Source organism: Armatimonadota bacterium (genome assembly GCA_036504095.1).
GTDB lineage: Bacteria > Armatimonadota > DTGP01 > JAKQQT01 > JAKQQT01 > DASXUL01.
In genome coordinates, this window is record DASXVS010000080.1 from 205,623 (window position 1) to 227,004 (window position 21,382).

23 protein-coding genes are annotated in these 21,382 nt (G+C 62.1%); 10 read left to right on the forward strand and 13 right to left on the reverse strand.

What is annotated here, in order from left to right; genetic code table 11:
- Nucleotides 1–20 precede the first annotated feature (20 nt).
- From VGM51_19120 to VGM51_19170, 11 genes are all read right to left on the reverse strand, one after another.
- On the reverse strand, nucleotides 21–779 hold the full coding sequence (locus VGM51_19120) for an SIMPL domain-containing protein (GenBank protein ID HEY3415151.1): 759 nt from the start codon (nucleotides 777–779) through the stop codon (nucleotides 21–23).
- A 134-nt stretch (nucleotides 780–913) separates the two neighbouring features.
- Nucleotides 914–1,354, reverse strand: a complete 441-nt coding sequence (gene tnpA, locus VGM51_19125) for an IS200/IS605 family transposase (GenBank protein HEY3415152.1) — start codon at nucleotides 1,352–1,354, stop codon at nucleotides 914–916.
- A gap of 293 nt (nucleotides 1,355–1,647) precedes the next feature.
- Nucleotides 1,648–2,214 carry a F0F1 ATP synthase subunit delta gene (locus VGM51_19130; protein ID HEY3415153.1) on the reverse strand — a complete coding sequence of 189 codons (567 nt, stop codon included), beginning with the start codon at nucleotides 2,212–2,214 and terminating at the stop codon, nucleotides 1,648–1,650.
- Nucleotides 2,211–2,825: a F0F1 ATP synthase subunit B gene (gene atpF / locus VGM51_19135; protein HEY3415154.1), complete on the reverse strand. Its 615-nt coding sequence runs from the start codon at nucleotides 2,823–2,825 to the stop codon at nucleotides 2,211–2,213. The genes VGM51_19130 and atpF overlap by 4 nt, the downstream gene beginning before the upstream one ends.
- Nucleotides 2,826–2,902: 77 nt before the next feature.
- Complete coding sequence (atpE, locus tag VGM51_19140; GenBank protein ID HEY3415155.1) at nucleotides 2,903–3,178, reverse strand: ATP synthase F0 subunit C; 276 nt, start codon at nucleotides 3,176–3,178, stop codon at nucleotides 2,903–2,905.
- 63 nt (nucleotides 3,179–3,241) lie between these two features.
- On the reverse strand, nucleotides 3,242–4,033 hold the full coding sequence (gene atpB, locus VGM51_19145) for a F0F1 ATP synthase subunit A (GenBank protein ID HEY3415156.1): 792 nt from the start codon (nucleotides 4,031–4,033) through the stop codon (nucleotides 3,242–3,244).
- Nucleotides 4,030–4,416, reverse strand: coding sequence for a hypothetical protein (locus VGM51_19150; GenBank protein HEY3415157.1), 387 nt, complete (start codon nucleotides 4,414–4,416; stop codon nucleotides 4,030–4,032). Before VGM51_19150 ends, atpB begins: the two co-directional genes overlap by 4 nt.
- Complete coding sequence (locus tag VGM51_19155; protein HEY3415158.1) at nucleotides 4,416–4,679, reverse strand: AtpZ/AtpI family protein; 264 nt, start codon at nucleotides 4,677–4,679, stop codon at nucleotides 4,416–4,418. The genes VGM51_19150 and VGM51_19155 overlap by 1 nt, the downstream gene beginning before the upstream one ends.
- A gap of 103 nt (nucleotides 4,680–4,782) precedes the next feature.
- Nucleotides 4,783–6,141, reverse strand: a complete 1,359-nt coding sequence (locus VGM51_19160) for an aspartate kinase (GenBank protein ID HEY3415159.1) — start codon at nucleotides 6,139–6,141, stop codon at nucleotides 4,783–4,785.
- 176 nt (nucleotides 6,142–6,317) lie between these two features.
- Nucleotides 6,318–6,791, reverse strand: a complete 474-nt coding sequence (locus tag VGM51_19165; protein ID HEY3415160.1) for an ACT domain-containing protein — start codon at nucleotides 6,789–6,791, stop codon at nucleotides 6,318–6,320.
- A 26-nt stretch (nucleotides 6,792–6,817) separates the two neighbouring features.
- Nucleotides 6,818–7,336 carry a gamma carbonic anhydrase family protein gene (locus VGM51_19170; GenBank protein HEY3415161.1) on the reverse strand — a complete coding sequence of 173 codons (519 nt, stop codon included), beginning with the start codon at nucleotides 7,334–7,336 and terminating at the stop codon, nucleotides 6,818–6,820.
- A 141-nt stretch (nucleotides 7,337–7,477) separates the two neighbouring features.
- On the opposite strand from VGM51_19170, the gene VGM51_19175 reads away from it, so the two are divergent.
- Together VGM51_19175 and VGM51_19180 are read left to right on the forward strand one after the other, a co-directional pair.
- Nucleotides 7,478–8,194 carry a sigma-70 family RNA polymerase sigma factor gene (locus VGM51_19175; GenBank protein HEY3415162.1) on the forward strand — a complete coding sequence of 239 codons (717 nt, stop codon included), beginning with the start codon at nucleotides 7,478–7,480 and terminating at the stop codon, nucleotides 8,192–8,194.
- A gap of 120 nt (nucleotides 8,195–8,314) precedes the next feature.
- Nucleotides 8,315–9,301: a zf-HC2 domain-containing protein gene (locus tag VGM51_19180; GenBank protein ID HEY3415163.1), complete on the forward strand. Its 987-nt coding sequence runs from the start codon at nucleotides 8,315–8,317 to the stop codon at nucleotides 9,299–9,301.
- A 48-nt stretch (nucleotides 9,302–9,349) separates the two neighbouring features.
- On the opposite strand, the gene VGM51_19185 is transcribed toward VGM51_19180, so the two are convergent.
- Nucleotides 9,350–10,174 (reverse strand): sigma-70 family RNA polymerase sigma factor, encoded by an 825-nt coding sequence (locus VGM51_19185; GenBank protein ID HEY3415164.1) that lies wholly within the window; start codon nucleotides 10,172–10,174, stop codon nucleotides 9,350–9,352.
- A gap of 372 nt (nucleotides 10,175–10,546) precedes the next feature.
- Nucleotides 10,547–11,560, reverse strand: coding sequence for an LCP family protein (locus tag VGM51_19190; protein HEY3415165.1), 1,014 nt, complete (start codon nucleotides 11,558–11,560; stop codon nucleotides 10,547–10,549).
- A gap of 226 nt (nucleotides 11,561–11,786) precedes the next feature.
- Between VGM51_19190 and VGM51_19195 the strand changes: the two genes are divergently transcribed.
- The 8 genes from VGM51_19195 (at nucleotide 11,787) to VGM51_19230 (ending at nucleotide 21,079) form a co-directional block, all read left to right on the forward strand.
- Nucleotides 11,787–13,001, forward strand: coding sequence for a glycosyltransferase family 9 protein (locus VGM51_19195; GenBank protein HEY3415166.1), 1,215 nt, complete (start codon nucleotides 11,787–11,789; stop codon nucleotides 12,999–13,001).
- On the forward strand, nucleotides 12,928–13,803 hold the full coding sequence (locus VGM51_19200) for a class I SAM-dependent methyltransferase (protein HEY3415167.1): 876 nt from the start codon (nucleotides 12,928–12,930) through the stop codon (nucleotides 13,801–13,803). The genes VGM51_19195 and VGM51_19200 overlap by 74 nt, the downstream gene beginning before the upstream one ends.
- 100 nt (nucleotides 13,804–13,903) lie before the next feature.
- Nucleotides 13,904–15,508, forward strand: a complete 1,605-nt coding sequence (locus VGM51_19205) for a glycosyltransferase family 39 protein (protein ID HEY3415168.1) — start codon at nucleotides 13,904–13,906, stop codon at nucleotides 15,506–15,508.
- 106 nt (nucleotides 15,509–15,614) lie between these two features.
- A complete protein-coding gene (locus VGM51_19210) occupies nucleotides 15,615–16,172 on the forward strand; it encodes a hypothetical protein (GenBank protein ID HEY3415169.1) in 558 nt (185 codons plus the stop codon).
- 164 nt (nucleotides 16,173–16,336) lie between these two features.
- Nucleotides 16,337–17,959, forward strand: a complete 1,623-nt coding sequence (locus VGM51_19215) for a trypsin-like peptidase domain-containing protein (GenBank protein HEY3415170.1) — start codon at nucleotides 16,337–16,339, stop codon at nucleotides 17,957–17,959.
- Nucleotides 17,960–18,207: 248 nt separating this feature from the next.
- The gene (locus tag VGM51_19220; protein HEY3415171.1) at nucleotides 18,208–19,005 is read left to right on the forward strand and encodes an RHS repeat-associated core domain-containing protein; all 798 of its coding nucleotides are present in this window, start codon (nucleotides 18,208–18,210) and stop codon (nucleotides 19,003–19,005) included.
- A 228-nt stretch (nucleotides 19,006–19,233) separates the two neighbouring features.
- Complete coding sequence (locus tag VGM51_19225) at nucleotides 19,234–19,581, forward strand: RHS repeat-associated core domain-containing protein (GenBank protein ID HEY3415172.1); 348 nt, start codon at nucleotides 19,234–19,236, stop codon at nucleotides 19,579–19,581.
- Entirely contained in the window at nucleotides 19,487–21,079 is a 1,593-nt protein-coding gene (locus tag VGM51_19230) for a phosphoenolpyruvate carboxykinase (protein ID HEY3415173.1), read from the forward strand. The genes VGM51_19225 and VGM51_19230 overlap by 95 nt, the downstream gene beginning before the upstream one ends.
- The last annotated feature ends 303 nt before the right edge of the window (nucleotides 21,080–21,382 follow it).

Sequence of the window (21,382 nt, forward strand, 5' to 3'; positions counted from 1 at the left end):
CGTGAGGGCGCTGAATCTGCCTACTCAAATCTGTATTCCGCCGTCACGTTCGCGGTGACTACTACTTCGCCCGCGCTGATGGGAGTCGACGGCCCCGAGACCTTGGCAGCCATGCGGTAGCTCATCGTCCCACCCACATCCTCTGCGCTGGGCACATTTGTGCCCTGCTCGCTCAGGTGATCCAGGCCCGTGATCTTCACACCCGCCGCTGCCGCCATCGTGTCCGCCATTGCGCGCGCATCCTTCACTGCGTCGGCCAGCGCCTGCTTCTCTTGCGGCGAGCCGTCCTTCAAGCCGAAAGTCGGCCCGTTGATATCATTCGCACCCGCCTTCACCACCGCGTCCAGGATCTCCCCCGCCTTCTCCAGAAGCCCGGTACGCACGGACACGCTGTTGGCGACCTGGTAGACGAAGTGTCCCTTGTTGGACGGTCCGGAGTATTCGACCGGCTGGTTCTGATCGTTCAGCGGTTCCCACACGCGGTTCACACTGAACCGCGAAGTCCGGATCTCCGCTTCCTTCACACCCGCGGATTTCAGAGCGTCGACGATGTCGGTCACCTTCTTCGCGGCGCGGCTCCTGGGTCCGGCGATCTCGGCGCCCCGCTCCTGAACGCCGATAGACATCAGAATGACATCCGGTTTCACGCGTACTTCGCCGCGCCCGGACGCCGAGATCAGGTGGCTGACGTTGCGCATCAGCGGTTCACTCTGCGCCCTCGCCACCACAGGGGCGAGGGCCAGCAGCGATGCCAATACGATCGATTTCACCGTTTTCATTGTCGTTTCCCCCCAGGTTGCGCCGACTTTGGCCCCATCGGCTGAAGCCGACGTCTGATGTACAAACCCGGCTGAATCCGGCTACCGTACGAATTCAGTCGGTTTCAACCGACTTCGTCGCCCATCCGTCGGATTCAACCGATGGCACTTAATGGCTCCAGCGCGTCCTTCGTTGTACCATCGCGATGATGCTCTACCTGATTCGCTATGTATCCAGCGACCTTTGGGGCGTCCCATCTCGACACGCTGAATGCTGCATACCCGTCCTGCCATCGGAAGCCACGATCGTCCCCCGAATGGTTCACAAAGTGCGATGAAGCGCCTTTCGCCTGCCGCACCACATCCGCAACGGTTGTCGTGGTAGTCATTCGCACCAGCAAATGCACGTGATCTTCGATCCCGTTCAGTGCTACGACAGTCAGTCCCTGGCGCGCACAGCCACTACGGATGCACGCATACACATCTTCCCGAATATCCGGAGACAGGTAAGGGGCTCTCCCCATGGTCGACCACGTGAAGTGGATGAACACCTCAGTGTGATTCCCCGACAACCTGGAATCTCTTTCAGATGCCATTCTCCAGCCTCCGTCAATCCCAGATCTTTGCGCCCCATCGGCTGAAGCCGACGGCTGACGAACAAACCCGGCTGAAGCCGGCTACCGTACGAATTCAGTCGGTTTCAACCGACTTCGTCGCCCATCCGTCGGATTCATCCGATGGCCCAGGTTTCGTAATCGGCTGAAGCCGAAGACTGACGTACAAACCCGGCTGAAGCCAGCTACCGTACGAATTCAGTCGGTTTAAACCGACTTTGTCGCCCAGCCGTCGGATTCATCCGATGGCCAAGGCGAGAATCCAATAGTGTCTTCTAACTTCCAACTACCGGCATCGTGGCCTTCATGAGGCGCGCGCCGATCTGCTCCAGGTAACCCTTCACGCTGCCGTCCATCACGGTGTCGCCGATGCGGACGATCACGCCGCCAACCAGTGACGGGTCGGTGGTCAACGTCAGCCGCGTCTCCCTGCCTGTTAGCGCGTCGAGACGGGCTTTCAGCCGGGCAGTCTGGCCTTCGTCCATCGGCGATGCGGACCGCACTTCGGCATTCACCGCGCCTCTGGCCTCGTCCGCCAGCTGCGCGAACGCCTGGGCCGTCTCCGGCAGTGATGCCTCGCGACTGTGATCCAGGACCATATCCAGGAATCGTCGCGTCACCGGTTGAACCATCTGCGAACCGACGATGGCCTGCAGCGCGGCCTTTTTCCGCTCGACCGGCACGCGCGGAACGGCCAGGGCCGCAAGGACCTGAGGGCTCTGGTCAAGGATGCCTGACATTACAGTCAGGTCCGCCGAAACCGCGTCAACGGTGTTTTCGCGCTGGGCGATGTGGAACAGCGCGTTAGCATAGCGGCGCGCCACGCTGGAAGGCGGTCTCACTGCGGCTGCCCCACTCCCTCGATGAACCGGTCAATCAACGTTCGCTGAGAGTCCACGGTGATATTTTGCTCGATGATACGCCCCGCGAGTTCGACGGCCATCCGCGTGGAGGCCTCCCGTATCTGTGCCTGCGCCTTTTCCATTTCCTGGCGCACGCTTTCGTTGCCGGACGCGATCATGCGGTCGGCCTGCTGGCGCGCATTCGCCAGGATCTCATCCTTCATCGCGTTGGCCTGGACCAGCGCATCGGCGATCCGTTTCCGGCTCTCCTCATCCGCTGCAGCCAGGTGCGCTTCGTATTCTTTGCGCGCGGTCTCGGCCGCCGCCTTCGCCTGTTCGGCCACGGAATAGATATCGGCGACCTCGGTCTGGCGTTCGGCGATGATGCTAAGAACCGGACCCCACAGGACTTTCTTCAACACCCAGAGCAGAACGATGAACGCGAGGGCCTGGGCGATGACGGTACGCGGGTCCAGCCCCAGCGATCCGAGCAGACCGCCGGGCTTGGCTTCCGAACCCGCGGCCTCCTCGGCGAATCCGGCAGAGCAGACGATAAGTCCGACCGCCGCCACGCTCAGCGTGCGATACGTGTTTTTCAGGAATCTCTTCATAGGCTGGTGCGCCTCCCCCGGGCGAAGCGCCCGCAACGAGACGCCCCGCCGGGGCGGGACGTCTGCAGAGAGGGATCCTATTTGCCTGTCGCCATCTGAATGGCCTGTTCCGGCGACATCTGCGGCAGCAAGCCCTTGGTGAGGAAGAACATTACCAGCGCGTAGATGACCAGGGCCTCGATGAGCGCCAGGGCGAGGATCATGGCGAGTTGGATTCGGCCGGAGGCTTCGGGCTGACGCGCGATTCCTTCCATGGCGGCGGCGCCAACCTTGCCCTGGCCCATGCCGGCGCCAAGTACGGCGATCGGCAGGCCGAGTGTCACTCCGAGTGCGAGAAATGCGAGGTACAGCATTTTCAGTTTGCTCCTTTGATAGCTAACGGGGAACCGCCGCGAGGCCGAACCCTCTTCAAGACCTTAGTGTGCAGGCGCTTCTTCGTGCGATTCGCCCACCATAACCGCAATGTAAATTGATGCCAGCAACGAGAACACCAGCGCCTGGATCACTCCAAACAGGATCATCAGGGGCAGGATAAGTATCTGCAACGGGAAGAATGGTACTTCCTTCGCCCACGGGCTGTGCTTCAGAAACAGATAGAGCACCGGCGACAGCGTTCCGAAGATGAAGATGACGGAATCCTCTGCGAAGATGTTTCCCGCGAGACGCAAACACAGCGAAAGTGGTTTGGCCAGTTCGCCGATGAGGTGTAGCGGAAACATGAACACGCCCAGAAATACGTCGAATATCCAATGGATGCCCGTCGGTTCGCCCGCGAAATGCCTCACATAAGCGAGGAAACCGTGCGATCGGATGCCCTCATACTGGACCCTGAAGAACACGATGAGCGCCAGGGCGACCGTGGTGTTCATGCTGGCCGTCGGCGAAAGCATCCCGGGGATGAGGCCGAACAGGTTCATCGTGAGGATAAACAGAAACAGGGTTCCAATCAGTGGAACGAGGCGTTCGCTGTGGGGGCCGAGAACGCTTTCCACGAAGCCAACGAACCCGCTCACCACGACCTCGGAAAACGCCTGTCCCCCGGAAACGTCACGAGTGCTCAACCGCCGCGCGAGCAGGGCGAACGTGCCAATCAGAATCAGCGCCACCAGTACCGTGATGACCACGAACTCCCCGTACGGGAGGACACTCTCCGGGATCAGTTTCGCGAGAGGGTGAAGCCAGGTTGGTTCGGGATGTCCGAAATTCATCGTTTTTTCGCGGACGCTTCGGCCAGCAATTGGCCTAACGCCTTCAATACAATCACCGCGGGGACCGTCGTGGCCCCAGCGAGAAAGAAACCCATTCGAGCGTGCGGCCAGCGGACCATCAAGGCGATCAGCCAGCCGGCCAGCCCGTATTTCACCACCGCTCCGATGACGGTTACCACACGCGCCTTCCGGCCCGCGCCGGGCCGGAATCCGTGCTCAATCCCTGCCCGCAACGCCAGAAAGAAGCCGATGGAAACAGCGGCGCCGATCGCGAACGAAAGGCCTTCCCAGGCGCGGCCCAGCGAGGCCACGTAAAGCGTCACGAAGACGGTCACGCCAACCGACATCTTCAGGATACGGTCGAGCAGCCCGTCCTCTTTCATCACCGGTTCCGCTTCTGGCGGTCTTCCTCTTCTTCCGCGCGCTTGATGCGCTGTACCACCGTGAAAAGGTTCACGAACCCGGCTCCGACGCCAAGCAGGACCCCCACCAGCACCCCATTCGGCGCCACGTGGAAGTGCTTGTCCGCCCACTCTCCGCCGAGCGCCCCGATGACGATGCACACCACGAGCATCCAGCCGGCGATGGATGCGTCCCCGGTGTCGCGCAATTCCCGGCGCTTCTCGGGGGTCAGTTTGAACCGCATGTCAGTTTCGAGTTCCGCGTTCCGGGTTCCGAGTTCCGGGTTCCGGGTTCCGAGTTCCGGGTTTCGGGTTCCGAATCCGTGCTCGGAACTCGAGACTCTGAACTCACCCGGGCCTTTGCCCCACGAATCTTGTGTGCAGCGCTCTCACAGCGCGCTCCACTTCGCTTTCAAGCACCAGAAGCGAGAGTGAATACTGGCTGTCCGCGATCTGATATATTTCTACCCCGGCCTCCGCCAGCGTCTCGGCCACTTCGGCCAGCACGGATGGCGACTGGAAGATCGATCCGGAGATCAACGAGACAACCGAGCAGTTCTCGGTCATCGTCGCTTCCGCCACGCGGTAGTCCAGCTTGCCCTGGCATTTTTCCAGCAGCATCCGCTGCCCCTGCATGCCGGCGCTTTCGCCGAGACTCAGTATATACCATCGCAGGTTTCCGCCAGCGAGTTCCACCGGTATCATCAGCCCCTGCAGCATTTCCTGAACGCGGGGCAGCATGCCGCGCTCGACGGCAAACCCAACGCTCTTCGGACTGGCGGAAATCAGGTAAATATTGACCTTGGCCTGGGCGAACAGCCGGTAGAGTTCCAGCTCAATTTTGGCTTTGTCGCCCGGGTCCTCCACCGTAAGGTTGAAATAGACAACCTTGCCGGAATGCGCAACGCCCGTGATGCGCGGCCACGCGACCGGGTTGTCCACATGCGTTATCAGGGTGCCCCGCTCGTCCGTGAACGTGGACTTCACCCAGATAGGGACGTTGTAGTCCATGCCGATTTCGGCGGCCCGTGGGTGCAGAACCTTCGCGCCGAGGTGAGCCAACTCGGCGATTTCCAGATATGTGACCGTGTCCAGGGTGATGGCGTCCGGGATAATCGATGGGTCCGCCGTTTTCACACCGTCAACATCCGTAAATATCTCCACCGCTTCCGCGTGCAGCGCAGCGCCCAGCGCGGCGCCGGAAGTATCGCTCCCGCCGCGGCCCAGCGTGGTGATCTCCGGAGAATGCCGCTTGTCCCTCGGCTGGGTAACGCCTTGGAAGCCGGCGACCACAGGGATAATCCCATCCTCAAGCACGGCGAGCAGGTGTTCCGGGTCAACCGACAGGATGCGGGCATCCGCGTGCCGGTCTTCGGTGATGACGCCAGCCTGCTGACCGGTCATGGATTTGGCTGCGTAGCCCTTGCTTCGGAGAAGCTGCGCGAAAATTGTGGTGGAAATGATCTCGCCCACGGAGACGAGCATGTCGTACTCGTGGTTGTCCGGTTTCGTTGCCGGATCGACGGCTCTGAGCTCATCGATCAGGGTGTCGGTGGCGTACGGCTGCCCCCTGCGACCCATCGCCGAAACCACGACCACAGGCAAAAAGCCGTCTTCCTTGGCCTGTATAACCTTTGCCGCCGCCAGCTCCCGGTTTTCGGCCGTTGAAACACTGGTGCCGCCGAATTTTTGAACAATGATCTTCATAGAAAATGCAGAAGTCAGAATGCTGAATGCAGAATGTCGGACAATCTACCTCCGGGACTTGGCTGTATTGATGTACGCGATGAATATAGACGTGAGTTGGTCTGCCTCGTCCCGAAATGCACCCGCGTTGTCTTGAACTCCACAACCCTCCATCAGCGGTTCGATCCAGTGCATTTTCATAGTGCAAACGCCTTTCGCAGCGCCGCCACTGCCGTTTCCGCCTGGGCGCCGGGAACCATCACCAGTACCGCGTCGTGCGCATCCCCCACCTGAACGGTCTCGACGGATGCATCCAGGAGCGTTTCCGCCATCTTGGCCATCACGCCGAACATTTCGCGCATGTTGACCGCCGTGATCGCCAGGATCACCAGATCGTCCGTTGCCTCGAACGTATAGCCGAGCCGGCTGATGATCTGCTGCGCCTCGGCGAATTGATGGCGCTCGACGGCGAAACTCACCCCGCCCGGGTGCATCTTCACCAGGCGGAGCGCCATCCCCGCGCCTCCAAGGCCCTTGTAGATGTCCAGGTGCTTGTCCGGCGTCAGTTTCTGCCTCGGGAGCGAAACGACAATGTGCGCGACCTCGGCGTCGATATGGACGTCGTTAACGCCGCGTTCCTTTTCGAAACTCGTATGTTGTGTCGGTCTCATTGAATGCATTTGGGCGGGGACCCGCCTCAGGCGGAATCCGCCAGGAACTCTTGCGCCAGAAGTACGTAGTGCTCGGCATTAGCCCGGAACCGGTTCTTCTCCGCTTCCGTGACCTCCCGGACCGCTTTCGCCGGTACGCCCATCGCGACCATTCCGGGCGGGACCACTGCACCCTCCGTCACCAGCGCCCCGGCGGCAACCACGGCCCCGGCGCCTATTACGGCCCGGTTCAGCACCGTGGCCCCGATGCCGATAACGGCGCCGTTCTCCACCGTGCAACCGTGAAGTGTGACGTTATGCCCCACGGTGACATCATCGCCCACTACGCATGGCGCGCCCCGTTCGCAGTGCAGAACGCAGCCGTCCTGGATGCTCGTGCGCGCGCCGACCGTTATCGAATCGACGTCGCCTCGCAGGGTAGCGGAGTACCAGATGCTGGACCCGGCCCCTACGCGAACCGCGCCGACGAGCGCGGCCGTCTCGGCGACGAATGCATTCGGGCCAATCTCCGGCTGAACGCCGTTATAGCTTCTGATGATGGCCACAGGTCCATATATCAAACTGGCCACGATCCGGTCGGTCAGAGAGGACCGGATGTGGCCGACAGGCAATTTTCTTGGCGAAGCGTCGCGCGTCTGCTCATCATTGTAAACGCCGGGGTGTTTGAGCGTCAAGCGGGGACGCACTTGGCGCGCCTGTTGCCCGGCGATGCCACGACGTCGCTCGTGTGGGATGCGGCGGTGGTGTTTAAGCATCACCGCGCCTCCTATAATGTCCTCGTGGAAACCAATCCCCGCCCCGGAAGAATCGCACCGTTGGACCCTGACGCGGAGCGCCGCCTGGTCGACAGATCGCAGCGCGGCGACCTCGACGCGTTCGACGCGCTCGTTCGGGCCTACGAAAAACCGGTCTACAACCTCGCCTACCGCATGAGCGGCAACTACGACGATGCGAACGACATCGCATCCGAAGCGTTCGTGCGGGTCTTCAACGCCATTCCGCGGTTCCGCGGCGAGTCCTCCTTTTCTACCTGGCTCTACCGAATTGCCACGAACGTGTTCCTCGACGAACGGAAGCGCCGGCGGGCGCACCCTCAGGTTTCCCTCGACGACGAGTTCGAATCCGAAGGCTCGGTCCTTCAAAGGCAGGTAGAGGATTCAACGCCCGGCCCCAACGCTCTGGCCGAGGAACAGGAGCGAAGGCGGATCCTGGACGAGGCCATCCGCGAACTCCCCGACTTCCAGCGCGAGATGATCACCATGTACCACGTTCTGGACCTCAGCTACGAAGAGATCGGCGAGATCACCGGAGCGCCTATTGGTACGGTGAAATCGCGCCTGAACCGCGCAAGGCTGGCATTACGGGCGAACCTTGACAAAGCTCGGGATGTTTTTTCGCGGTAGCCTGCTTCGGCGGGAACAATGGCGGTACCGGTGTGGTCGGAATTATTGAGCCAAGTCGGCTCGGGCTGTTAAATGTAACAGCAATCGTGCGTTCTACGCCCAAAGGGGGCGATCCGACAAATGCGGTGTGAAACCATATCTGAATACCTTTCCGCTTATGTGGAAAACGACCTGGAGCCGGGCCTGCGCCTGAACGTTGACCAGCACATAGAATCGTGCGAAACGTGCCGGGCCGATCTGGCGGCCGTCGCCGATCTCTTTCGCGTGCTGGACGAGCCGGTCCTGCTGGTTGAATCGCCGGGCAGCCTTGCCGACGATGTCATGCGGCGCTTGAGGGTTGAGCAGAAGGCGAGCCGGAAGACCGCCGGCGGCTGGTTCGCTTCCCTTTCACGCGGTTGGCAGTTCGCCACGGCCGGCGCCGGCGTCGTCGCGGTGTTGGCCGTCGTGCTCGCGCTGGGTCCTTTCCACGAAGGCGTCACTGGCGGCATCGGTGGACGGATTCCGTGGAAAACGCCCGCTCCGGCGGTTTCGACGCCCCCCACCGTCTCCGTCGTTGGTTCGTTGGCGGGATTCCGCGCGGCCGGAACGCCGGATGACCTGTTGCTTGATGTTTCCGTCCCGCGCACCGGGCACTGGCGGATGACTGTCCGCTCTTCGGCGGATGTGACCGTTACCGCGGGAGGTTCACCCGAGCCGGATGGCAGCGTTTCCGTGTGGCAGGGTGATCTGGCGGCGGGAGACAAGCAGCGGGTAAGCGTCCGGTTGCTTCCGAATGGGCAGGCGGCGGTTCACGAAGTGACCCTCCGATTGGTGGGCCCGAGTTTTGCGGACGCCGCGGCGGTGAGCGTGATGCTCCCCGCGCAAATGGCGCCGTCCACGAGCTCTCCGCTCCAATGGCGCACATCTCAGGCCACCACGCTCCGCCAGGCGCTTGCCGCGCTGGCCGCGTACCGCGCAACACCGATTTCCGCGCCCTCCGGCGCTCTGGATCAGCCGGTCACCGTAAACGCCAGCGGAATAAATGCCGAAGATGTGCTTGACGCAGTTGCAGCCGCCGCATCGTTGAAGGTGGATCGCTCCGATAGCGCGTGCAACCTGCACCGATGACACTGGGCCGAAAAAGCGGGAGACCTGTACAGGTCTCCCGCTTTCTTTTCATCCTGCTGCCTGGTGGCGCAATTTCTGCAGCGCCTGATGCTCGATCTGGCGGATGCGTTCCTTGCTGAGGTGAACCCGCTTCCCCACGTCCGCAAGCGTTCGCTCGCCGCCGCCATCCAACCCGAAACGCAGCCTCACGATCTCGCGCTCGCGCGGATCCAGCCTCTGAAGCATGTCTTCGACAGTCTCCTGCTTCCACTCCTCGCCCGGCTCCGGTGTCGGTGTCGCCTGCGTATCTGCAAGTAAATCGCCGAGCATTTCGTCGGTATCGTCGCTCAACGGCGCGTCGAGGCTCACGGTCTGGGTCGCCAGGGTGGACAGCTCCTGCACGAGTTCCGCGGGCAGCCCGCTGGCGTCCGCGATCTCTTCGTTCGTGGGTTCGCGCCCCAGCTCCTGTCGGAGAGTCTGCGCCACGTGCGACACTTTGAGTGTGAGGCGGGCCACGTTGTTGGGAAGGCGGATGCTTCGCCCCTGATTCACGACGGCGCGCGTGACGGCCTGGTAAATCCAGGGCGTGGCGTAGGTCGAGAACCGGACACCGCGCGTGGGGTCGAACTTCTCAACGGCGCGCAGCAGGCCGATATTGCCTTCCTGGATAAGGTCTTCGAAGGGGACGCCAAGGCCCCGGAAACGCTTGGCAACGCTTACCACGAGGCGGTAGTTGGCTTCGGCAAGCCGTTCCGCCGCCGCGTCATCGCCGCTCTGGCACAGCCTGGCCAGCCCAATTTCCTCGTGTGCCTTAAGCAGCGGCTTTCGGCCCACTCGGTTCATCCAGGACTGGACTGCATTTCCTTCGGAAACGTCATGGGATCTCTTCGGCATATGCCTCACCAGCCTCGGTAGTGCGCTCGCTGGGCGAACAAATGGCCACCCCTGTGGTTTCCACCCTGACGGAACGGGCCGCCATTATCTCACGGCGCCGAGAGCGCGTGTACGCGGCACGACAAAGCGCCCCCACCATCCATGATTGTGGCGTTCACGAGGCGCGGGAACAGCCTCGGCCAAACCGGTGATGGACATCACTTGTGTATTTGATTCCCGAATCGTGTGTCCGGCAAACACTCCTCAAGCTGCAAGGCCCAAAAAGTATGCCGCGAGGAGGGCAGGGCGCACCCAGTCTCGCGGCATTCCGTTCAGGAGTGAACAATTATATATACACCTTCGCGGCCACATTTCCTACAGGTATTCGGCTCTCTACGACCGAAAGGCCAGGCGTTTCATGGCGACTTTGTCCGGGCGCCATCCGCTGCGATGAAACGCGCCCGGCAACGTCTCGGTTACGAGCGAGCCTTTCGGCAGGGACTTGGCGAACCGTCCGAGGGCAATCATCTGCGCGGGTGTGAGATCGGTTTCTGTATGAGACGCAACGGCGCGCACCACGCCCGGCCACTGGGCGATGGCGGATGGCTTCTGCATCGCTTCCCGGAGCGCGCGCATGAAATCCTGCTGCCTCTTCACGCGGCCGATGTCCGCCATGGCGTCGTGCCGGAATCGGACGAACTGCATAGCGTGCTCGCCGTCCAGGTGGTTCGGCCCGGCGGGGATATTGATCTCCAGATTGGCCCAGTGGTCTGTATACCGGAGCGGTTTTTCCACGGTGACGTCCACGCCGCCGAGGGCATCCACCGCGTCCCGGAACGCGTCCAGGTTCACGGCAACCGTATGGTCCACCTTGGCGCCGATGAGGTTTTCCACCGTGCGCCGCGAAAGGTCGACGCCGCCAAATGCGTACGCGGCGTTGATCTTGTGCATGCCACGGCCGGGGATTTCGGCTTCGGTGTCCCGGGGAATCGAGATCAGGTGGGCTTTACCGCCATCCAGGTCGAGATCGGCCAGCATCATGGTGTCGGACCTGCCCGGAGCATCGATGCGTTGACCGTTGGTCCCGTAATCGCGGTCGGAGCCCATCACAAGGAGCAGAACCCGGGGGCTTCCGAACGTCTGGGCGGGCGTAGCGGCAGGCCACGCGGCCGCGGCGGCGGCTCTGATATCGGGAAACGCCAGCAGGGCGCCGCACGTCGCAACCATCGTGAAGATCGCCAGCGTTCGGACGATCCCCCACGCGGAGCGGCGCTTCCGGGATGCGCGAGGCGAGCGTCCGGCGGGCCGCCGTTTCGTTACGAGTTCTCCGTGCGAAGTCCGCCAAGGCTGATGGGCGGTGGTATTAAGTGTTCGGGAAGGGACGAAAAGGTCGAGCGGCCGCGGCATTGAGGCTTCTCCATGTGTTAAAAGAGGATATGGTCACATAATAGGACGAATAAGAGCACACGTGTAGGGAACGTTCGTTTGCTTCGACACATTTCCTCTGATGTAACGTTTACCATAGATGCATCGTACGGTCCGAAGAGGACAAATCGAAGGCGCCGGCGCGCTCCGCGTTGACCCTTGGCCGGCGGTGTGCTACCGTAGAGGAGTTCGAAGGGAAGTACCAAACGTGAACGTGGGTCTGGTCCGCTTTGTGGACCGCAAAATCGGGGTCCCGCTCTGTTGCGCCGCAGCATTCGCGCAAAAAGTCTCGCCCAGGCGATGGCTTGGGCGGGAACGCGCCGCGCAGGCACTGACATATCCCCGCAAGATTTTGATGATGAAATGGGTGGGCTTCGGGAACCTCATCCTCGCCTCGCCAGCGGTTGCCGCGTTCCGCGAGAAGTTCCCCGATGCCGAGATCACATTCGTCACCATCTCCGCGAACCGCGGGCTCCTGGAACGCTACCCGATGGTGGACCACGTTCACTACTTCAACGTCACCGGCCTCCGCTCCGTCGTTCACGAAACCCTGCGACTCTTGCGCTTCATGTACCGCGAGCGCTTCGACATGGTTGTGGATTTTGAGCAGTTTTCCCGCTACTCCGCGCTGATCGCGGGCCTCGGCAACGCACCGGTGCGCGTGGGGTTCGCTACGGCGGGCCAGGGGCGTTCCGGCGTATACAGCCACCCGGTGGAATACCGCGACGGCGTGCATATGGCGGACGTGTTCTGTGATCTCGCGCGCGCCGTCGGCGGCGTCCCACGGCCGGAAGGTCTGGCGGAGTTCTCACTCAGCGACGCCGACCTGCTGAAAGCGGAAGCCTTCCTTGGCGCGGAGGGGCTGTTGGACAGGCCGTTTGTCGTGATCCACCCCGGAACGGGGGAAAACGCGCCGCAGAGACGCTGGCCCGCCGAGAGGTTCGCCGAACTGGCCGACCAGATTATCCAGGAATCCGGGATGGCCGTTGTCTTCAGCGGTTCGCCGCGGGAGAAAGAGCTTGTGGACTCGGTGCGCGGGCGCATGAAATCGCCGGCCTCCTCCACCGCCGGCCTCCTCAATCTGAGCGCGTTCGCGGCGGTTCTACAGAGCGCGCAAATGATAGTATGCGCCGACACCGGTCCGGTCCACCTTGCCGCGGCGCTCCAGGTGCCGGCGGTGGCGTTCTACGGGCCCAACGATCCCACGCTTTACGGCCCGGTTGGCGCGCAGAACACGGTGCTTTACAGGAACCTTCCCTGCAGCCCCTGTATTACGAATTTCAACGACAAGTCCACGAATTGCCCGCACGGAGAGTGCATTCAGGGCATCACGGTTGAGGAGACATATCTTGCGATCCAGCGACGCCCGGTCCGGAGAATCCCCGGCGGACCTTCCGGAACAGGTTCCCAGCGAGTGGTATGACCGCGATTACTACCTCCAGAACATGGAGGGAGGAGAACTCTTCGTCTCCACCGGCGGCCGCCAGATAACCCCGCGGCACGCGAAACTCCTCTCCATGACGTCCATCAAGCCCGGCCAGCGCGTGTTGGATGTGGGCTGCGGTCGCGGCGAATTGGTCCTGCAGGCCGGTATTCTGGGCGCAACGGCAAAGGGAATGGACTACTCGCGAGACGCCATCGCCCTTGCCAACGATGCGCTTGCTACCTACGACGACGAGTTCCGCGCGCGCGTCTCTTTCAGCGTCGGCGACGCCGTGGAACTGAGCCTGGCGGGGGAGACTTTCGACCGGATATTCTTCATCGACGTAGCGGAGCACCTTCATCAGCACGAATTGGAGAGGACCCTCAACACGTTGAGGACGCTCCTGGCGCCCGGCGGCGAACTCATCGTTCACACGGCCCCCAACAAGCTGTTCTACAGGTACTCCTATCCCGTGATCCGCGCCCTCTATCCGGTCATCCGGCGCGTCTTCCCAGCGGCCGCGGCGCTCGCCGCCACCAAGCCCAACTGGAAAGGCGACCGCCTGCCGAAGAATCCCGAGGAAGGCCAGGGGTACAATGAGCACGTCCACGTCAATGAGCAAACGCCTTTCACGCTGAAAGCGACGTTGACCAAGTGCGAAATGACTTCGGAAATCCGGATGGTTCCGTTCCTCCGACAGGTGGACGGCAAGGCCCTGCGCACGCTCTACAACATCCTCGGCATGAAGCCTTGGTCCTATGTGACCAGCGCGGAGATTGTGGCCATCTGTCACGCCGCGTAGACTGCGGGCCTGGGGCGGCCGCGCGAGCAAGGCTTTCGGCCGGGCGCCGGCGATATCCGGCCAGTTGAAGCGCGCCCCCATTCCCGCGTATCGTATTGGTATGCGATCCGACCCGGTACCATCACCCACGCCTGCGATATCCCCGAAAGAATGGCGAAACGTTGCGCTCATCTGGATCGGGGCCCTGCTGCTGTGGATTCCATTTTACTGGCACGCGCGCCCGATAGCCCTCCAGGATCCGGACGCCCAGGACTATGCTCAAATTGCCCGCAATGTGGCCGAGGGCAAGGGCTTCATCACCAGCATCATGCCGTTGGGCGGCCTCGAGTGGATGAAGCAGACCGGCCGCCTCGGTCAGCCATGGTGGAACCTCCACCGGTTTCCGCTGCCGTCCCTGATACAGGCCGGGTTGATGAAGGTCGTCGGCCCGCGCGATTTCGCAATCAGCCTGTCCTCGGCGCTGTTCTTTTTCTTCGCCATACCGCTGGTCTACCTGTTCGCGCGGAGGATGTTCTCACACCGGGTAGCGCTGCTGTCCACGTTTCTGTTCGCGTTCAACGGCGGGCAATTGGGCGATTCGATCACCGGGCTCACGGAACCCGCCGCACTGTTCTTCTTCCTCGCGGCGCTGTACCTGGTGCTATGGCCCTCGAGATGGTGGCACATACCGCTCGCCGGCCTCATCACCGGCCTGGCGTTTCTCAACCGCTACAGCGTCGCTTTGTATGCCCTGCCGATGCTGATTCTCATCTGGAAGACGCATCGCCGGCGTCCTCTGGCCGCCGCGCTGGAGTTCGTTGTCCCGGCCGCGGCGGTGGCGTTTCCCTGGCTGTACCGAAACTACCTTCTGGCGGGCGACCCGCTGTTCAGCCTTACAACGGCGTTGATGGTGCGATACATGACCGCCGCGAGCCCGCACACACACGACTGGTATCAGTTCATCTACGAGAAACCGGCGCATTTCTGGATGGCACACCCGGGTTGGACGGTTAAGAAGTGGTTGATCCAGACCGGCGACCTCTGGTGGAACAACATCGACAGCATCGGAGACCTTGGCAAGGTGTTTCCCTTCTTCGTCGTCAGCACACTGCGGCCTATGGTGAACGAGGCCCAGCGCCTGCGCCGATGGCTGCTGGGCGTCTTCGTTCTGCACTTCGTGACGCTTGGGCTCCTGTCCAACATCCCGCGCTACTACGCGATATTCACGCCGTTTCTCATCATCTACGCGGCGGACGCCCTCCTGTGGATATGGGACCAGGTGCGACCAGGCCTCTCGCCGTCCCGCGCGTCCTTTGCCGTCTTTGTCACGGTACCGCTGTTGTTTGGCTCTCTGTACATCATCGGCCCCCCGCGCCGACCCCGCGAGGACCGCACCTGGGTGGAATGGAAACTCAACAACCAGCGATGGATCCACACCTCAACGCCCAAGGGCGCCATCATACTGAGCGACGTCCCCTGGAGCGTGGCCTGGTACGGCTACCGGCGCAGTCTACCTCTACCGCCCACCCCCGCCGACCTGCCGCGGTTCGCCGATTATGGCGTGACCCCCGACGGCATTTACCTGAAATCCCCGCGAAAGCGCATGAATGTACCGGACGGATGGGACGAATGGCGTGTTGTACAATTTGGACGCCTGCCGCTGCCCGGCTATGGGCCGCCGCACGTGTTCCCGGACCAAAGCGTGTACTACGCTCGCCTGCGATGATGCCGCCCGCATTTTTGCGCGGCAAATCGGTGTAACCGGGCACTCGTCATCGGGCGTATCAGGTAATAAATCTACCGGGGCCGCGGCCCCGGCCACAGGAGGCACCATGATCTTCGAGCCAGTCAGACCCAGTGTCCCCGACACATCCGTGTCCGAGCCCGCCGGGAATCCCGAAGCGAATGCGGATTTTGTCAGCCGCCATCAATGGAGCGCCGAACGGCCGTCCGCGCTGGTCATCGCGTGTTCCGACGGCCGCATGCGCGCGCATCTGGACGATTTTCTCAACAACCATCTCGGCATCAACGCCTACGACAGGCTGTACGTTCCCGGCGGACCGGGGGGCCTGGCCGGCGGCGCCGCAGAGTTTTCCCGTGCGGCGCAGATGGTGAGCGAATGCCAGTTCCTGGTGAAATCCCACGGAACCAGCGAAGTCATCCTCATCTTCCACGGTGCGGCGCCGGACGGGCCGGACGAGGCTGTTTGCGCCGATTATTCCCGCAAACACTCAGATCGCGCTCGCGTGCCGCAAATGCAGGATACGGACCTGAAAGAGTTGCTCCGCACCGCCTTCTCCGGGCCGGATGCCCCAAAGGTGCGGGCCTTCAATGCCAACGTGACGGCCGCCGGAAAGGTCCTGTTCACGCGCCTGGATTGTGGCCGGTAAACCGCCCGCCTGCACGCAAGCACAATAGCGGTTTCCCCTTCACCCGCTATGCTCAATTTGGGAACCAAACGGGCCCGATATACGACTTATACTGTGGACGGGATGCCTCGGCTCGCCGGGGTACCCGCCCCTCGCAACATATGACATCTGGAGGTAGATCCGAAATGCACAAACAAGATGGGTTCTGGCAGAAGCCTTCCAACACAGTTTTGATGGTTATCAGTGTTTTGGCTTTGGGTTTCTCGCTCGTGGCGCTTTTCCGCCGTGACGCGATCGAAACCGCCTCGGCGCAGCAGGCGGCTGCAACCACCGGCAAGCAGCGCGTCGCCCTGGGCGTCCTGCAGGACGGTTTCGTGGGAATCGCCGATGCGGTGGAGCCGAGCGTGGTGAGCATCGAGGCGACGACGAGGCCGGATGCCAACGCCACCCCCGATTCCGGCGACAACGGGGACAACAGCGCCCCGTTCCAACTCCCGGACCCGTTCGGGTTTTTCCGAAACTCGCCTAATCAGCCCTCCCCCCAGCCGCAGCCCCGAATGGGCATCAGCACCGGCAGCGGCGTTATCGTGCGCGTGGACGGCAACACCTGCTACGTGCTGACAAACCTCCATGTGGTGGATGGCGCCAGCAAGATCCAGGTCATCCTGGCCGGCAAGGACGGCGAGAAGGTAGACGGCAAGGTCGTCGGTTCCGATGACAAGACCGACCTCGCGTTGATCAGCATGGCGACGCCGGCGGGCGTTACACGGGCCAATATCCCCAAGCTGGCGGACTCCAATAAGGTGAAGGTCGGCCAGTGGGCCATCGCCATCGGCAACCCGCTGGGCGTTGGCGAAACGCTGACGGTGGGCGTCATCAGCGCCACCGGGCGCGAATTGTCCGGCGTGGAAGGGTTCAAAGATTATCGCGACATGATCCAGACGGACGCCAGCATCAACCCCGGAAACTCCGGCGGACCGCTGGTGGACATCAACGGTGACGTGATCGGCATCAACACGGCCATCGCCAGCCCGAACCGCGGCGGCGTGGGCATCGGCTTCGCCATTCCAATCAACGTGGCCAAGAGCATTCTGGATCAGTTGATCTCCAAGGGCAGCGTAACGCGCGGCTACCTGGGCGTCGCTGTGAGCCAGATGAACCGCAAGCTCAGCCCTGAACTGAAGAAGTATTACGGCGTTGAGTATGGCGCGCTTGTGGAACAGGTGAACGACAACACCCCCGCCGCCAAGGCAGGCGTTAAGCCCGAGGACGTCATCACCTCCTGGAACGGTCAGAAGATCGCGGACTTCGACGACCTTGAGGCCGCCGTTACGTCCACGCCTCCCGGTCGCCAGGTGGATCTGGTGGTCGTGCGCGGCGGCAAGCAGGTCACGCTTAAGGTGACGACCGAGAAGCGCAAGTCGGAAGAGGAACTGGCCAAGGACATCAACGGCGCGCCGTCGCCCGGCGCCGCGGATCAGCCCGGCAAGGAGACCAAACTCGCCACGCTCGGCATGTCCGTAAGCTCATTGTCCCCGCAGGACGCGCAGCGCCTCGGCCTGGACGCGGCCATCAAGGGCGTGCTCGTCACGAAGTGGGACCTCAGCGGTCCCGCCTACGAAGCGGGCATCCCTCCGGGCAGCGTGATCCTTCGCGTCGGACGCACTCCCACGCCGACGGTTTCGGCCCTGATGGCCGCCATCAAGAACGTGAAGCCGGGCGAAGCGATCATCATGCAGGTGAACGCGCCCAGCGCCAGCGGCGGACGCAGCACCGGCATCCGGACGATCAAGCCCGAAGCGAAGTGAGGTGACGGGTGACAGGTGTCAGGTGACTGGTACCCGCGCCCAAGGAAAATCGGTGAACTGGGAAGCGGTCCGGAAACGGGCCGCTTCCCTTCTTTATTTGGGGGAGCGGCGCAAACGTCACAACCGATCAGGCATTCATATTAACACCGGGGATGGGTCATCGTGATACATCAGAATGGACTACAATCACGTCAGATTGATTAGCGTTCTTTCTTTGAGCGAGGAGGAATTGATCCAGCGGCCAGTACGTGGAGGACGAAATCCTTTACGACGCCTTCGGAAACGTGGTGATGCGCGACCTCTCCACGGTCGGCGACTACACCGTTCCCACCCCCACCCCGTTCCTCTGGGGCGGCAGCCACCAGTACCAGGCGGACTACGAGAGCGGTCTAATGCTGCTGGGCAACCGCTACTACGATCCTGCCATCGGCCGGTTCATTAGTCAGGACCCGGCGCAAGACGAGAGCAACTGGTATTCGTATTGCGGCAACAACCCGCTGGTCGCGGTGGACCCGAGCGGGCTGACTGAGAAAAAGGATCAAACGGCTTTGATTGTGATTGCCGATACCAAGGTTGGCAAGATGCAAGGTGCAAACGACCGTGCTGTCCAGAATCTCGCCAAGACGGCGGCTGGCTATTATGATGCCGAAGGATATGGCTCAGTCAAGATTCGTACAAACCCCACGGAGAAGCAGGTAGACCTCGCCTTGGCGGACAAGTCCGTGAACGCGCTCACATGGATTGGCCACGAAGCCTTCCCTGGCGCTGTCTCTGTCAACCCCGGGAAAGGTGGAAAAGGCAGCGATGGCATGCGCGGAGCCGATTTCGAGAGGGCATTGAGCGGACGGAAACTCGATGAGGCTCGATTCTTCGCTTGTCATTCAAATCACAACTACGAACTCCGGGACGGAATAGTTGGCCCCGGCGGCCACTGGACGGGGGCTGACGGATTCTACCAGCCTGTCACCGGAATAAACTCGAGCATCCGCGGCCTCAAAACGCTGTATGAGTACGAACGCGAGCGTGCAATTATGAACGGCTGGTAGGGGGATTCTATGCGCAGTTCACATCCCAATGGGTCAAGCGACGTTCGCCAATTCATGCGAGGTGTCTTTCTCTTTGTATTGTGCCTTGTGATTGTACTGGTTATTGGCGTGCTCCTCACAGTGGCGCTTTCAATCGTGCAGCACCCGTTACGCCATATGTAGCCAACCAGGCAGACGAGTGCCCGACAAGCCCAGGACAACCGGCAAATATGACCGAGTCAGGCTTACCTGCTTGGCAACCGCTACTACGATCCCGCCATCGGCCGGTTCATCAGCCAGGACCCGGCGCAGGACGAAAGCAACTGGTACGCCTACTGCGGCAACAACCCGCTGGTAGCGGTGGACTCCTATCCCCATCCCCCATCCCCCAACGTCCCTTGCCCTCCTCGCCGCCTCGCGCCATACTTAGGCTTAACTAGGTTGCCACGGCCGAACCAAAGGGCCGTGGCGCGCGTATCGTCGGGAGGCAGCTATGCAGGTTATGGGCAGATTTCAGAGCAGGGTGGGACTCGAGGCCCACGGTATCCAGAACGTTCAGTCGGTGTATTGGAACCTTTCAACTTCTCTCCTCTATGAAGAGGCCATCCGCCGGCGGGAGGGGCGCCTCGCCCATCTGGGGCCGCTGGTGGTCCGCACCGGCACTCACACGGGCCGCGCACCCAACGACAAGTTCATCGTGAAGGAGCCGTCCAGCGAGAACGCCGTCGCATGGGGCAAGGTTAACAAGCCGATGGACCCCGCCAATTTCGAGCGCCTCAAGGGCCGCATGCTGGCCTATCTCCAGGGCAAGGACCTCTTCGTGCAGGACTGCTTCGCCGGCGCCGATCCGCGCTACCGGCTTCCCATCCGCGTCATCACGGAGACCGCCTGGCACAGCCTCTTTGCGCGCAACATGTTCATTCAGGCGCAGCCGGAGGAACTTGTCGATCACGAACCGCAGTTCACGGTCATCAACGCCCCCAATTTCCACGCGATTCCGGAGGTCGACGGCACCCGCAGCGAAGTGTTCGTAGTCATTAATTTCGGCCAGCGGCTCATCCTCATCGGCGGTTCCGAGTACGCCGGTGAGATTAAGAAATCCATCTTCACGCTGCTGAATTTCCTGCTGCCGCAGAAGGACGTCCTGTCCATGCACTGCTCGGCCAATATCGGAACCGGCGGAGACGTAACGATCTTCTTCGGCCTCTCCGGCACCGGCAAAACGACCCTCAGCGCCGACCCCGAACGCCAGCTCATCGGCGATGACGAGCACGGCTGGAGTGACCACGGCGTCTTCAATTTCGAGGGCGGCTGCTACGCCAAGGTGATCCGCCTGTCCGCCGAGAGCGAACCGCAGATTTACCAGACCACGCGCCGCTTCGGCACGGTCCTGGAGAACGTGGGCTTCGACAGCGACACGGGGCGCCTCAACCTGGATGACGACAGCCTCACGGAGAACACCCGCGCCGCGTACCCCCTCACCCACATCCCGAATATCAAACGCGACGGCCTCGGACCGCACCCCACCAACATCATCATGCTCACCGCCGATGCGTTCGGCGTTCTGCCCCCCGTGGCCCGGCTGACCCCCGAGCAGGCGATGTACCACTTCCTCAGCGGATACACAGCCAAAGTCGCCGGCACCGAGAAGGGCGTTACGGAGCCGCAGGCCACCTTCAGCACGTGCTTCGGCGCGCCGTTCATGGTCCTCGACCCGACTGTCTATGCGCGGCTCCTGGGTGAACGGATCAAAAAGCACAACGCGAACGTCTGGCTCATCAACACTGGCTGGACGGGCGGCCCGTACGGCACCGGCAAACGGTTCCGCATCGAGCACACCCGCGCGATGGTGCGTTCGGCGCTCGACGGAAGCCTCGCCGAGGCGCCGACCGCCAGGGACCCGTTCTTCGGCCTGAATGTCCCGACAGCATGTCCCAACGTACCGCCGGAGGTTCTCAACCCGCGCAACACCTGGGCGGACCGCGATGCCTACGACGCTCAGGCGCGCAAACTCGCCGGGATGTTCGTCGATAACTTCAAGTCGTTTGAGAGCGAGACCACGCCCGAGGTGAAAGCAGCCGGCCCGCAGGGCTAAGCTCGCTCGTCGGTTGATAAACGGGGAAACGATCCCAATGCGGATCGTTTCCCCGTTTTGCCGTGGAAGGGGACCCTGTCACGGCGGCGGTGTTCAGTGGCCCGCCATTGTCGTGTCTCCCCGCGCGCATGCACCGGCTCGAGGAGTGTGATAAACTCGAAGAGTCCGCAGCGCCATGGCAACGTCGTACCCGTTGCGGCGGCAACGGTGGGACACTGGCGAGCGACGCTCCGGGACCTGGGCCACACGCGCCCGGAACGCTCCGCCTGCTCACCCCGTGCAAGCTCTCGACCCTGGCAGATC